This window comes from Hydrogenophaga palleronii (assembly GCF_031457455.1).
GTDB lineage: Bacteria > Pseudomonadota > Gammaproteobacteria > Burkholderiales > Burkholderiaceae_C > Hydrogenophaga > Hydrogenophaga palleronii_A.
Genome location: NZ_JAVDWU010000004.1, coordinates 127,992 through 141,343, shown reverse-complemented (window position 1 = coordinate 141,343; position 13,352 = coordinate 127,992). Strand labels below are relative to the sequence as shown.

The following is a 13,352-nucleotide window of genomic DNA, read 5'->3' as shown; positions in this document are numbered from 1 at the left end:
AGCTCAATCGCCTGGACCCGATTTCGCTGCCTGTCGCAGCCACTGCAGCAAGGCAGCATCGTCCAGCCCCCCAAGTCCGGCGGCACTGGCCTGGGCAAATACAGCAGCGGCTTTTGCCCCCAGCGGCCCCGCGAAGCCGACATGCTGAGCGGCCCGCACCGCCAGGCGGGTGTCTTTCTCCAGCAGCGTGACATGGGCCCTGGGGGCCAGATCATCAGCAATGGCGCGGCGCATGCGGTCGGTGCCGATCCAGCTCTGTCCGCTCGACTGCTCGATCACATCCAGCGTCAGCGAGGCATCCAGGCCCATGCGCTCTGCCAGTGCGAGGGCTTCGGCCGCACCCACCAGGTTGATGCCTGCCAGCAGATTGTTGACCAGCTTGGTGCGAGCCGCATCGCCCACCCGCTCGCTGATGCGAAATACCCTGGAAGACAAGGCGCTCAGCAACGGCTCATGCTGCTTCAACAAGGCGTCCTTGCCGGCGACCATGAGGCTCATGCTGCCGTCACGCGCCCGCGCGGGGCCCCCTGACATCGGCGCATCAATGCAGGCGATGCCCAGTGCCCCCAGCTGCTGGGCGAACGCCTCGACATCATCGGGGGCAAGGGTGGGGCACATCAGGACCACCTGCCCTGGTCGCATGGCCCTCGCAGCGCCGGTCGGGCTAAACAGCACCGCATTCGTCTGCACGGCGTCAACCACGCAGACGATCAGAACGCCGTCTTCTTCCAGCAGGGTCGCCGCCGCATGCGGGCTGCCGGCCCCTTGTGCACCGGTCTTCAAGGCCCGCTGCTGCCTGTCCGGATCAATGTCGCATGCCACGACGGGCCAGGACTGGTCACAAAGGCGGCCCACCATGCCGCCACCCATGTTGCCAGCGCCGATCACCGCCACCCTGGGCTGGACAAGGCTCATGGGCACGCTCACGTCTGCATCAGCCGCTTGGAGCGGGCAATCGACATCAGCATGCCCAAGCCGACGCCCAACGTGACCATGGCCGTGCCGCCGTAGCTCACGAAGGGCAGCGGCACCCCCACGACCGGCAGGATGCCACTGACCATGCCCATGTTGACGAAGGCATAGACGAAGATGTTGAGGGTGAGCGCCCCCGCCAACAAACGGGTGAACAGCGTGGGGGCATCCAGCGCAATCATCAAGCCGCGCACGATCAGGAAGATGAACCCGGTCATCAGCGCCAACGTGCCCAAAAGACCAAACTCTTCGGAAAAAGCGGCATAGATGAAATCTGTGGTGCGCTCCGGGATGAACTCCAGGTGGGTCTGTGTGCCCTGCATGAAGCCTTTGCCCCAGATGCCTCCGGAACCAATGGCGATCATGCCCTGGATGATGTGAAAACCTTTGCCCAACGGGTCCTGGAAAGGGTCGAGCAATGTGCAGACGCGAATGCGCTGGTATTCCCGGAGCACCTTCCAGTCCACGCCTGGCGCGCACCACTGCTCCTCCATCAGGATCAGCGTCACCACGCCTACAGCCCCCAGGACCAGCGGGGGCAGGATCAGCTTCCAGCTCAGCCCGGCGAAAAAAATCACGAAGATGCCGGAGGCCACGACCAGCAGTGCCGTGCCCAGATCGGGCTGCTTCAGGATCAAGGCCGCTGGCACGCCGAGCAGGACAAACGCCACCAGGAAGTCGATCGGCTTGAGCTGCCCTTCGCGGCGCTGGAACCACCAAGCCAGCATCAGCGGCATGGCAATTTTCAGCAGCTCGCTGGGCTGGATCACCACACCCACATTGAGCCAGCGCTGCGCGCCCTTGCGTTCAATGCCGAACAGTTCCACACCCACCAGAAGTGCCAGACCGATAAAGTACAGCGGGATGGCCAGCGACATCAGACGCTGTGGAGGCACCTGAGCCACCAGGAACAGCACGCCCATCGCAATCAGCATGTTGCGACCATGTGCGGCAAAGCGTTCACCATGGTCGAAACCCACCGAGTACATCGTGACCAGTCCCGCGCCTGCCATGATCAGAATGCCCAGCAGCAGCGGCATGTCAAAGCCCTGAAAAATCGGCGCAATGCGCTGAAGCAGGGAAGGTTTGTCGAATACGGCGGCCATGGTCTGCCATTATCCTTTGCCCGATGAGCCCAAGCACCGCCCCCACCACACATCTGCTCTACCTTCACGGTTTTCGGTCGTCGCCCCTGTCCATGAAAGCGACCAAGGTGGGCAACCGGGTGCAAAACGAGCACCCGGAGGTCGTCTGGTGGTGCCCTCAATTGCCCCCTTCCCCCAAGGACGCCATGGCTTTGGTGATGGACGGCACCAGTTCATGGCCACGCCAGCGCACAGCGGTGGTGGGATCTTCGCTGGGTGGCTTTTATGCCCGATGGTTTGCCTTGCAAGCCGGCTGCCGGGCCGCGTTGCTCAATCCGGCCGCCTTTCCCGCACGCGACCTGGCCAGGTACATCGGTGAACAAACCACTTGGCAAAACCCGGAAGAGCGGTTTTTCTTTCAGCCGGGCTACATCGACGAGCTGGTCAGCCTCGAAGCCGACATCCATCGCCTCGCGTCCTTGCAACCGCAGCAATTCGCCCTCGTTGCCAAGGGCGACGAGGTGCTGGACTGGCGGGAAATGCAGGCTTTCTGCGCTGGCGGCGCCATTCACTTGCTCGAAGGCGGCGACCACGCCGTCAGCGATTTCGACGATCACATCGATGCGCTGTTCGGCTTCCTGAACCTGTTGCGCCCTGGGCAGGCCTTGGCTGGCACGCCCCCCTTGGCAGACTGAATGAGCGGCGCCAACGCTTCACGGGCTCTTCATTTCCTCGTGGGACAATCGCCGGATGCATATTCTGTTCGACGAGGCCGGCAAACTTCTGACCGGTCGCCTGCTCTCTGAAGCAGAGAGTTCCCTGCAGGTAGAGCTGGATTCGGGCAAGCGGGTCAAGGTCAAGACCGCCAACGCGCTGCTCCGCTTCGAGAAGCCTGCGCCCACGCAGTTGATGGCCGCTGCCGGTTCCCTGGCTGACAGCATGGAGCTGGAGCTGGCCTATGAGTTCGCCCCGGAAGACGAATTTGGCTTCGCCGATCTGGCACGGGAGTATTTCAGCGCCAGCGCGGGCACTTCCGAACAGGTCGCTGCCCTGCTCTGCCTGCAAGCGGCGCCCCACTATTTCCGCCGGGCTGGCAAAGGGCGCTACAAGAAGGCGGCGCCAGAAATCGTGGCCCAGGCCCTTGCCGCCATTGAGAAAAAGAAACAGGTGCAGGCGCAGATCGAGGCTTGGGCGGGCGAACTCGCCGCCGGCACCTGCCCGGCGCCGGTGCGCCAGCAGCTCTACAAGATCCTCTTCAAACCCGACAAGAACGCACCCGAGTACAAGGCCGTGGTCGACGCTGCCCGCAGCACCCACACCGCACCCCTGACCTTGCTGCACAACGCAGGTGCCATAGAAAGCGCGTACCAGTTCCACTGGCAGCGTTTCCTGTTTGACCAGTTTCCAAAAGGCACCGGCTTCCCCCAGCTGCAGGCACCCGCCATCGCCGATGAACTGCCCCTGGCCACCGTGCAGGCCTTTTCCATCGACGACTCGCACACCACCGAGATCGACGACGCGCTGTCGCTGCAGGGCCTGGGCAGCGGATCGGTGACGCTGGGCATTCACATCGCGGCGCCGGGCCTGGCCGTTCTGCCCGAGAGCGCCATCGACCAGGTCGCCCGCTCGCGCCTGTCGACCGTCTACATGCCAGGGCACAAGATCACCATGCTGCCCGACGACGTGGTGCAGGCCTACACCCTGATGGCCGGGCGGGATTGTCCGGCGGTGTCGCTCTACGTGACGCTGGATGAAGCCACGCTGGAGGTTCGCGAAAGCCGCACCGCGCTCGAACGCGTGCCGATTGCATTGAACCTGCGTCACGACCAGCTCGACGATGTGATCACCGAGGCCTGGCTGGGCGGTGAAACGCCTGTGCATGCGCCGCCGACGGAGATTGCCGCACTGCAGCCCACCCTGGCCTTCCTGTTCCGACTGGCCCGTCACCTCAAGGCGCAGCGCGAGGTGGTGCGTGGCAAACCCGAAAACTTCAACCGCCCCGACTACACCTTCCGCCTCGAAGGCGTGACCGGTGACGAACCCAGAGGCGATGAGCGCGTACAGATCGGCACCCGAAAGCGCGGTGCGCCGCTGGACCTGATGGTGGCCGAAGCCATGATTCTGGCCAACAGCACCTGGGGCCAGTGGCTGGCCGAATGCGGTGTGCCGGGCATCTACCGGAGCCAGGCCAGCCTGATGCCGGGCGTGAAGGTGCGCATGGGCACCAAGGCGCAACCGCACGCCGGCATTGGCGTGAAGAGCTATGCCTGGAGCACGTCCCCCCTGCGCCGCTACGTCGATCTGGTCAACCAGTGGCAGATCATTGCCTGCGCCCGGCACGGTCGCACCGCTGCGCTGGCGGCCCCCTTCAAGCCCAAGGACGCCAATCTCTTTTCCATCATCAGTGGATTCGACGCCGCCTATTCGGCCTACAACGGCTTTCAGAACGGTATGGAGCGCTACTGGACACTGAAGTACCTGCAGCAGAACAACCAGAGCGAACTCACGGCCACGCTGGTTCGCGACAACCTGGTTCGCGCGGACACCCTGCCCCTGGTTTTCCCGGCGATGGGTACCGAGAACCTGCCGCGCGGCGCCCATGTGCGCGTTCGCCTGGGGGCGGTCGATGAGATCTCCCTGGAAGTCTCTGGCACCGTGATCGAACGCCTGGATCTGCCGGTGGACGAACTGGATGACGCCGCCAGCGACGAGTCCGACGGTGACGACGAGGGTCTGGCCGCGCCCTTGGCGCTGGCGATCAGCGTGGACGAAGCGGACACGGAAGAAACCACGATTGCAAGCGCAACGGCATCGCCGCCCGTCGGCGACGGACATTGAGCGAACACCCCCACAGCTTGCGGATAATGGCCCCGTGAAAACCGCGTTGACGTTCCTGAAGCAACTCAGCACACTGCAGGTGGCACTGGCGGTGTCTGTCGCGGTGCATGCCGCATTGCTGACCGTTCGCTTTGTGAACCCGGAAGGCTTCAATCGGGTGTTCCAGGACACGCCGCTCGAGGTCATTCTGGTCAATGCCCGCAGCGATGAGCGCCCCGAGAAAGCCACGGCCATTGCCCAGGCCTCTCTGGCCGGTGGCGGCGACGCCGAGCGCGGTCGGGCCACATCACCTTTGCCCCCTTCCACTGTGGCCCGGCTCGGTGACAACCCCGACGAAGACGAGCGGCGCATCGAAGCGCTCAAGCAGCAACAGAACCAGATCCTGGCCCAGGTTCGCAAACAGCTCGCCAGCATGCCGCCGCCCGACCTCCAGGCCGTCAACACGAGCCAGGAGTCGATCGAGCGCGAGCAAAAGCGCCGCGCGCTGATCAAGATCCTGGCTGAAATCGAGAAGCGCATCAGCGAAGAGAATGCGCGGCCCAAGAAGCGCTACATCAGCCCGGCCACGCGGGAAGAGGTCTATGCGATCTACTACGACGAGCTGCGCCGCAAGATCGAGGACCGTGGTACCACCAATTTCCCCGTGGCTGCAGGGCGCAAACTCTATGGCGAACTGACCATGGTCATCACGGTCAACCACACGGGCGACGTGCTGGACACGGAGGTGGCGCAGGGTTCAGGCAACAGCACCCTGGACCGCAGGGCCGAAGCCATTGTGCGAAGTCTGGCTTTTGGCCGTTTCAACGATGCCATGCGCCGCCAGGCCGATCAGATCGTCGTGGTCTCCCGTTTTCGTTTCACACGCGACGAAACGCTGAGAACCCAGATGTCCAGCCAGTGAGCGCCTGCCCATGAAGCCGGTTCTGCGCTGGTTGATGTGGGTGCTGCTCGCAGGCGTGGCGCTGCAGCTCTTTTTCGTCCTGCGCATCGCCCTCATGGTCGTGATCGATCCGCAAAGCACCGCCTTCATGCGCTCGGAAGCCTGGCGCATCGGCACAACCAGCCTGCGCGATGACAAAAAGCACTGGCGCTGGTCCCAACGCTGGGTCGATGGTGACCAGATCAGCACCAACCTCAAACGCGCGGTGATCGCGTCGGAAGACGCGGGGTTCCTGGAGCATGGCGGGGTCGACTGGGCCGCCATCGAGTCGGCCTGGCGAAAGAACGCGCGTCGCCAGCAACAAGCCGCTCAACGCAAGACGCCGTCACCACGGGCACCCAAGGTCATCGGCGGCTCGACCATCACCCAGCAACTCGCCAAGAACCTGCTGCTTTCGGGTGAGCGACAGATGCTGCGCAAGGGTCAGGAACTGGTGCTGGCGCTGATGCTGGAAACCTTCCTGAGCAAAGAACGCATCCTGGAGATCTACCTCAACAGCGTGGAATGGGGTGAAGGCGTGTTCGGTGCCGAAGCCGCGGCACAGCGTTACTTCAAGAAGCCGGCAAGCAAGCTCAGTGCGCACGAGGCCGCGCGCCTGGCCGTCATGCTGCCCTCACCCAAGTTCTTTGAAACCCGACAAGGTTCGGCCTACCTCGCTGGTCGCACATCGACGATCGTGGCGCGGATGGGCGCGGTGGGCCTACCATGACCCCCCTGGACATGCGCCCCCCTGCGCCGCCATGCGGCTTCCCCCCAGGGCGACGACACTTGAGAACGTATTCACGGGTTCCGTGGGGTCGCGCAAGTGACCGGGCGGGATGGGCTGCAAGGCGCAAAACGCAGCCGGGCTGGTGGCCCGGCGAGGCTTTGCAACGCCGCAGACCGCCCGCTCGGGCACTTGCCCTTCGGGTTGGGACGAAATCGGGCGATTTGCCCACCAAACCCCTTGCATGGGCAGCAGCCCATGCGGCGTGGTGTTGGCGGTCAACTCATCCCGATTGCGTCCCAACGCGACCCCACGGAACCCGTGAATACGTTCTTGAGCCGGGCAAAGCCCTTTCCTCGGTGTCTCTGGATTTGGCTCTCCCGCACTCGCTGGGCTTCCTCTACGTCGAGTCGCTCCCTACCGGGAATCCCCTATGAAGTTCGGGGCTGGCGTCATGAGTGTTTTTCTGCTGGGCCTGGTGCGTCTGCTCACGGGGGCCCAGGCGCGTTGGCATGGGTGCCCGCCCAAGGCGGAACAGCGCATTTATTTCGCCAACCACCAGAGCCATGCCGATCTGGTGCTGATCTGGGCGGCGCTGCCACAGGAGTTGCGCAGCATCACACGACCGATTGCCGCCAAGGATTACTGGACAGGGTCCCGGTTCAAGCGCTGGATCACGACCGAGGTGTTCAATGCGGTGTATGTGGAGCGCGAACGCAAGGGTGAAGAAGATCCGCTGCAGCCGCTGATCAACGCGCTGGAAAGTGGTGACTCCCTGATTCTGTTTCCCGAAGGCACACGGGGTTTTGCCGAGGACCCCCAGCCGTTCAAGTCGGGCATTTACAACCTCGCTAAGCGCTTTCCCGACGTGGTGCTGGTGCCCGCCTGGATCCACAACGTGCAGCGCGTGATGCCCAAGGGGGAGGTCGTGCCTGTGCCGGTGTTGTGCTCGGTCACCTTCGGTGAACCAATCCGGCTGGAAGCGGACGAAGACCGTCCGGCCTTTCTGGTGCGCGCACGGGAGGCGGTCGTGGCGCTGAGGGAGGTCTGATGGGCAGCTTTCTGCGCAGTCTGTCACCGGAACAGCAGGTCAGCCTGCTTTTTGTGGTGTTGTTTGGCTTGCTGATGCTCGCCAGCGCCGTGAGCGTGCTGCTCTCCCTTCGCGAGCGTCGCGCCACTTCGCCGCTCAGCGATGACCGCCTCTACCAGCATCGCGACAACCAGGCCTTGTTGCGCAGCTCCTGGCTGATGATGCTGGTGTTCTGGGTGGCCTGGGCGGCCGGCGACGGGGTGGCCATTGTGCTGTTTGGCCTGGTGTCGTTTCTGATCCTGCGCGAGTTCATCAGCCTCTCGCCCACGCGGCGCGGCGATCATCGCAGCCTGGTAATGGCTTTTTTCCTGGTCCTGCCGATGCAGTACGGTCTGGTCTGGACCGAGCACTTCAATCTGTTCACCGTGTTTGTGCCGGTGTACGTGTTCCTGGCGATTCCGGTGGTGAGCGCGCTGGGCAACGACCCCGAACGGTTCCTGGAGCGCAACGCGAAGCTGCAATGGGGCATCATGGTGTGCGTCTACGGCATGAGCCACGTGCCCGCGCTGATGCTGCTGAACTTCCCGCGTTTCGAAGGCAAGAATGCGTTTCTGGTGTTGTTCCTGGTGCTCGTGGTGCAGACCTGTATGCTGGTGCAGCATGTGGCCGCCCGCCGCCAGGGCACGCCCGCGGCGCCGGCCATCAGCGAGACCTTTCGCTGGAGCAGCTGGGGCATCGGCCTGCTGGCGGGCGGCCTGCTGGGGGCTGCACTGGCCGGGTTCACGCCCTTCAAACCGCTCGCTGCCATGGGCATGGCTCTGGTGGCCTGCGTGGCCGGCTCGTTGGGGCACCTGGTCATGAAGGCCATCAAGCGCGACCGCGGCGTCACCCACTGGGGTTCTGCCGGACGCTCCGTCACGGGCGCCAGCGGCCTGCTCGATCGTGTGGATGCGCTGTGCTTTGCGGCACCGGTGTTCTTCCACTCGGTGCGCTGGACCTTCGGTCTCTAAGAACATGCGAATTCTTGGCATCGACCCTGGCCTGCAGTGCACCGGTTTCGGCGTGATCGACACCGACGGCGCCAACCTGCACTACGTGGCCAGCGGCACCATACAGACCAGCCCCAAGGATGGTGCCTTGTTGCCTGCGCGACTGAAAGTGCTGTTCGACGGCATCTCCGAGGTGGTGGCGCGCTACCAGCCTGAAGTGTCGGCCTGCGAAATCGTGTTCGTGAACGTCAACCCCCAGGCCACCCTGCTGCTGGGTCAGGCGCGTGGTGCCTGTCTGACCGCCCTGGTGGCCAACCACCTGCCCGTGGCCGAGTACACCGCCCTGCAGCTCAAGAAGGCCGTGGTGGGCTACGGCAAGGCGGCCAAACCGCAGGTGCAGGAAATGGTGAAGCGGCTGCTGAAGCTGCCGGGCCTGCCCGGCAAGGATGCGGCCGATGCATTGGGCCTGGCCATCACACACGCCCAGGTCAGCCGCACCATGCTGGCGATCAACAAGGTTTCGCCGCTGCAGGCGCGTACGCATGCTGCCTACCGCGACGGAAGGAGCTATTGACCCTCCCCCCGCGCCGCCTTCGGCGTCACCCCCACCCCCTGAGGGGGGCGATACCAGAGGCCCGGCAAAGCCGGTTCCTCGGTATCTCTGGATAGAGGCATTTCGCGCCGGAGGCTTTGGCCCACCCCCGCGCCGCTTCGCGTCACCCCCTTGTAGGGGGCGATACCAGAGGCCCGGCAAAGCCGGTTCCTCGGTATCTCTGGATAGAAGCATTTCGCGCCGGAAAAGGATCCCTACACCAGCCGTTCCAGTATCAGGACGCCGAAGAAGCCGAGCGCGGCGATGACTGTCCACTTCAGGATCACCAGGCCCCACTGGCGGAATTTCGCCTGACCTGTGCCCATGTAGAACGCGAAGCACACGCCTGCCGCGATCAGCAGCAGGAAAACGGTGACCCGGAACAGCAGCATCAGAAAACCTCAGGGCGCATGCCCGAGGTCACCATGCCGGAGCCAACTGGGCGAAGCCCGACGGGGCTTCGCGCTCGCGTTCGAAGCTCACCACCTCGTAGGCGTCGGGTTGTTTCAGCAGTTCGCGCAGCAACAGGTTGTTCATGGCATGGCCGCTGCGGAACGCGCTGTAGGCGGCCAGCAGGGGCTTGCCGATGACGTACAGGTCGCCGATCGCATCCAGGATCTTGTGCTTAACGAACTCGTCCTGGTAACGCAGGCCGTCTGAATTGAGCACCTTCACATCGTCCATGACGATCGCGTTGTCCAGGCCACCGCCCAGGCCCAAGCCACGCGAACGCATCATTTCCACCTCTTTTGTGAACCCGAAGGTGCGCGCTCGTGCGATTTCCCGGGTGTAGCGACCACTGCCAAAATCGAATTCGAAGCTCTGTCCCGTGGAAGTGATGGCCGGGTGATCGAACTCGATCTCGAAACGCAATTTGTAGCCATGAAAGGGGTCGAATCGCGCCCACTTGCCGGTTCGGCCTTCACCTTCACGCACTTCGACCGGTTTGATCACGCGAATGAATCGCTTGGGCGCGTTCTGCATCACGATGCCGGCGCTCTGTAGCAGGTATACGAAAGACGCCGACGACCCGTCCAGAATGGGCACTTCTTCGGCCGTGATGTCGACATACAGGTTGTCCAGCCCCAGACCGGAGCAGGCACTCATCAGATGCTCAATCGTCTGGACTTTTGCTCCGCCTTTGGAGATGGTCGAGGCCAGGCGCGTGTCGGTCACCGATTCAGCATTCACCGGAATGTCCACCGGTTCCGGCAAGTCGACACGGCGAAACACGATGCCGGTGTCGGGCGCTGCTGGCCGAAGGGTGAGTTCCACCCGCTGGCCGCTGTGCAGGCCGACACCCACCGCCTTGGTGAGGGATTTGAGGGTGCGTTGCGCAATCATCCTGCGATTTTAGTTTTCATGGCGGTTTCGTGCTCACCAGGAAAGCTATCCCGGCAATATGCATGCCCAAAACGGGGACACCTGGATTGATGGGATGGAAAGCGTAGCGAGCAGCCCGTCCTCAGGCGCGAGATTTCAAATCCAGAACACCGCGGAACCGGCTTTGCCGGGCCGCAGGTGTTGCCCCCCTGGGGGAGGCGCCGCAGGCGCTTCGGGGGGAGTCGATCAATCGGCTTGTTTGCGCAGGAAGGCCGGGATCTCGAAATCGTCCATGCCACCCGATGCCAGCGCGTCCACCTTGGCGGCCGCCTGGGTGCGGTTGGTGCGCCACACGCTGGGCACCGCCATGGAGTGGTAGTCGGGCTGGCCGTGAGCGCCTGGGCCGTCCACCGCTGCGTTGACGGTGGGTACGTGGAACGGCACGTTGTCGGTACCGGTGCGCAACACCTGCAGCGGAGGGGCCGTGCGGCGCGCGCCCTGGCGGGACAGGCCAGTGGCCACCACGGTGACGCGCATTTCGTCGCCCAGGCTGTCGTCGTAGGCAGCACCATAGATCACATGCGCTTCGGGCGAAGCGTAGGCGCGGATGGTGTTCATGGCCAGCTTGGATTCCGACAGCTTGAGCGAGCCCTTGGCTGCGGTCACCAACACCAGCACGCCCTTGGCGCCGGAAAGGTCGATGCCTTCGAGCAGCGGGCAGGCCACGGCCTGTTCGGCAGCAATGCGGGCCCGGTCCGGGCCAGCGGCGGTGGCCGTGCCCATCATGGCTTTGCCGGGTTCGCCCATCACCGTGCGCACGTCTTCGAAGTCGACGTTGACGTTGCCGTACTCGTTGATGATTTCGGCAATGCCGCCCACGGCGTTTTTGAGCACGTCGTTGGCGTGGGCGAAGGCTTCGTCCTGGGTGACTTCGTCGCCCAGCACTTCCTGCAGCTTCTCGTTGAGCACCACGATCAGACTGTCCACGTTGGCTTCGAGTTCGGCCAGGCCGTTGTCGGCGTTGGTCATTCGGCGGCCGCCTTCCCAATCAAACGGCTTGGTGACCACCCCCACGGTCAGGATGCCCATTTCCTTGGCCACGCGGGCGATCACGGGGGCCGCGCCGGTGCCGGTACCGCCACCCATGCCGGCGGTGATGAAGAGCATGTGCGCACCGGCGATGGCGGAGCGGATGTCGTCCACCGCCTGCTCGGCCGCGTCACGACCCTTTTCAGGCTTGCTGCCGGCGCCCAGACCGCTGGTGCCCAGCTGGATGGTCTTGTGGGCCGCGCTGCGCGTGAGGGCTTGCGCATCGGTGTTGGCGCAGATGAATTCCACGCCCTGAACGGTACGCGAAATCATGTGCTCGACTGCGTTGCCGCCGCCGCCACCGACGCCGATCACCTTGATCTGGGTGCCCTGGTTGAATTCTTCGACTTCGATCATTTCGATGCTCATGGTGTGCTCCTGGTGCAGTTGCTTTTCGGGTTGCCGCCGGGGCGGCGATTTCTGAATCTGGAAATACAAGGGAAAGGGGTTGGTCTCATCCTGGGGGGCCCGTGTGTTTGACGCAGCGTTGTCGTCGCCGTCGTCGAGTGCCCGGGTCGCCCCGTGGGGGGTCGCGCGGAGCGTGGCGGGGGATATTCATCAGAAGGTCCCCACAAACCAGTTCTTCACCCGTTCCAGTGCGCTTTGCACGGAACCCGCTTTTTGTGCCACTTTGTGCCCGCGCACGCGGGCCAGGCGGGCTTCTTCCAACAGTCCCATCACCGTGGCGGCGCGTGTCTGCATCACCATGTCGGACAACGCGCTGGCGTAATTCGGTACACCACGGCGAACCGGCTTGAGGAAAATGTCTTCGCCAAGTTCCACCATGCCCGGCATGACGGCGCTTCCGCCGGTGAGCACGATGCCTGAGGACAACACCTCTTCATGGCCTGAATCGCGCACCACCTGCTGCACCAGCGAGAAGATTTCTTCCACACGCGGTTCGATGACGCCGGCCAAGGCCTGCCGACTCAGCATGCGCGGCCCGCGATCGCCCAGCCCGGGCACCTCCACCTGGGTGTCGGGATCGGCCAGCAGTTGTTTGGCGCAACCGGACTCGACCTTGATGTCTTCGGCGTCCTTGGTGGGCGTGCGCAAGGCCATGGCGATGTCGCTGGTGATCAGGTCCCCCGCAATCGGAATCACCGCCGTGTGACGAATGGCACCGCCGGCAAAGATGGCCACGTCGGTGGTGCCCGCGCCGATGTCCACCAACGCCACGCCCAGTTCCTTTTCATCGTCGGTGAGGATGGCCTGGCTGGACGCCAGCGGATTGAGCATGAGCTGATCCACTTCCAGCCCGCAGCGGCGCACACACTTGATGATGTTCTCGGCCGCGCTCTGCGCACCGGTGACGATGTGCACCTTGGCTTCCAGGCGGATGCCACTCATGCCGATCGGCTCTTTCACTTCCTGGCCGTCGATCACGAACTCCTGCGGCTCCACCAGCAGCAGGCGCTGGTCGGTGGAGATGTTGATGGCCTTGGCGGTTTCGATGACGCGCGCCACATCGGCGGCCGTGACCTCGCGGTCCTTGATGGCGACCATGCCACTGCTGTTGATGCCCCGGATGTGGCTGCCGGTGATGCCGGTGTAGACCCGCGCGATGCGGCAGTCGGCCATCAGCTCGGCCTCTTTCAGCGCGGCCTGGATGCTTTGCACCGTGGCGTCGATGTTCACCACCACGCCGCGCTTGAGCCCGTGGCTGGCCGATACCCCGAGCCCGGCGAGCTTGAGTTGGCCATTGGACTGAACCTCGGCGACCACCACCATGATTTTGGCGGTGCCGATGTCGAGTCCGACCACCAGATCCTTGTATTCCTTGGCCAT

13 protein-coding genes are annotated in these 13,352 nt (G+C 63.9%); 7 read left to right on the top strand and 6 right to left on the bottom strand.

All coding sequences use genetic code 11. The features are described from left to right. Positions 1-3 precede the first annotated feature (3 nt). Both J2W49_RS10775 and rodA read right to left on the bottom strand, forming a co-directional pair. Positions 4-915 carry an NAD(P)-dependent oxidoreductase gene (locus J2W49_RS10775; protein WP_310315523.1) on the bottom strand — a complete coding sequence of 304 codons (912 nt, stop codon included), beginning with the start codon at positions 913-915 and terminating at the stop codon, positions 4-6. A gap of 8 nt (positions 916-923) precedes the next feature. Next, on the bottom strand, positions 924-2,078 hold the full coding sequence (gene rodA / locus J2W49_RS10770; RefSeq protein WP_310315521.1) for a rod shape-determining protein RodA: 1,155 nt from the start codon (positions 2,076-2,078) through the stop codon (positions 924-926). Positions 2,079-2,101: 23 nt separating this feature from the next. On the opposite strand from rodA, the gene J2W49_RS10765 reads away from it, so the two are divergent. From J2W49_RS10765 to ruvC, 7 genes are all read left to right on the top strand, one after another. Then, positions 2,102-2,752 (top strand): YqiA/YcfP family alpha/beta fold hydrolase, encoded by a 651-nt coding sequence (locus J2W49_RS10765; RefSeq protein WP_310315520.1) that lies wholly within the window; start codon positions 2,102-2,104, stop codon positions 2,750-2,752. A gap of 55 nt (positions 2,753-2,807) precedes the next feature. After that, the gene (locus J2W49_RS10760) at positions 2,808-4,895 is read left to right on the top strand and encodes a ribonuclease catalytic domain-containing protein (RefSeq protein WP_310315518.1); all 2,088 of its coding nucleotides are present in this window, start codon (positions 2,808-2,810) and stop codon (positions 4,893-4,895) included. Between the two features lie 34 nt (positions 4,896-4,929). Beyond that, complete coding sequence (locus tag J2W49_RS10755; protein ID WP_310315516.1) at positions 4,930-5,796, top strand: energy transducer TonB; 867 nt, start codon at positions 4,930-4,932, stop codon at positions 5,794-5,796. A 10-nt stretch (positions 5,797-5,806) separates the two neighbouring features. Continuing rightward, entirely contained in the window at positions 5,807-6,544 is a 738-nt protein-coding gene (mtgA, locus tag J2W49_RS10750) for a monofunctional biosynthetic peptidoglycan transglycosylase (RefSeq protein WP_310315514.1), read from the top strand. A gap of 451 nt (positions 6,545-6,995) precedes the next feature. After that, positions 6,996-7,592 (top strand): lysophospholipid acyltransferase family protein, encoded by a 597-nt coding sequence (locus J2W49_RS10745; RefSeq protein WP_310315512.1) that lies wholly within the window; start codon positions 6,996-6,998, stop codon positions 7,590-7,592. Next, positions 7,592-8,581, top strand: a complete 990-nt coding sequence (locus J2W49_RS10740; RefSeq protein ID WP_310315510.1) for a phosphatidate cytidylyltransferase — start codon at positions 7,592-7,594, stop codon at positions 8,579-8,581. The genes J2W49_RS10745 and J2W49_RS10740 overlap by 1 nt, the downstream gene beginning before the upstream one ends. A gap of 4 nt (positions 8,582-8,585) precedes the next feature. Next, positions 8,586-9,134, top strand: a complete 549-nt coding sequence (gene ruvC / locus J2W49_RS10735; RefSeq protein ID WP_310315508.1) for a crossover junction endodeoxyribonuclease RuvC — start codon at positions 8,586-8,588, stop codon at positions 9,132-9,134. A 233-nt stretch (positions 9,135-9,367) separates the two neighbouring features. Here ruvC and J2W49_RS10730 read toward each other — a convergent pair whose 3' ends face one another. The 4 genes from J2W49_RS10730 to ftsA form a co-directional block, all read right to left on the bottom strand. Beyond that, positions 9,368-9,544 (bottom strand): hypothetical protein, encoded by a 177-nt coding sequence (locus J2W49_RS10730; RefSeq protein WP_310315506.1) that lies wholly within the window; start codon positions 9,542-9,544, stop codon positions 9,368-9,370. Positions 9,545-9,572: 28 nt separating this feature from the next. Beyond that, positions 9,573-10,496: a UDP-3-O-acyl-N-acetylglucosamine deacetylase gene (gene lpxC / locus J2W49_RS10725; protein WP_310315505.1), complete on the bottom strand. Its 924-nt coding sequence runs from the start codon at positions 10,494-10,496 to the stop codon at positions 9,573-9,575. Between the two features lie 225 nt (positions 10,497-10,721). Then, positions 10,722-11,933 (bottom strand): cell division protein FtsZ, encoded by a 1,212-nt coding sequence (ftsZ, locus tag J2W49_RS10720; RefSeq protein ID WP_310315503.1) that lies wholly within the window; start codon positions 11,931-11,933, stop codon positions 10,722-10,724. 189 nt (positions 11,934-12,122) lie between these two features. Next, positions 12,123-13,352, bottom strand: coding sequence for a cell division protein FtsA (gene ftsA / locus J2W49_RS10715; protein ID WP_310315501.1), 1,230 nt, complete (start codon positions 13,350-13,352; stop codon positions 12,123-12,125).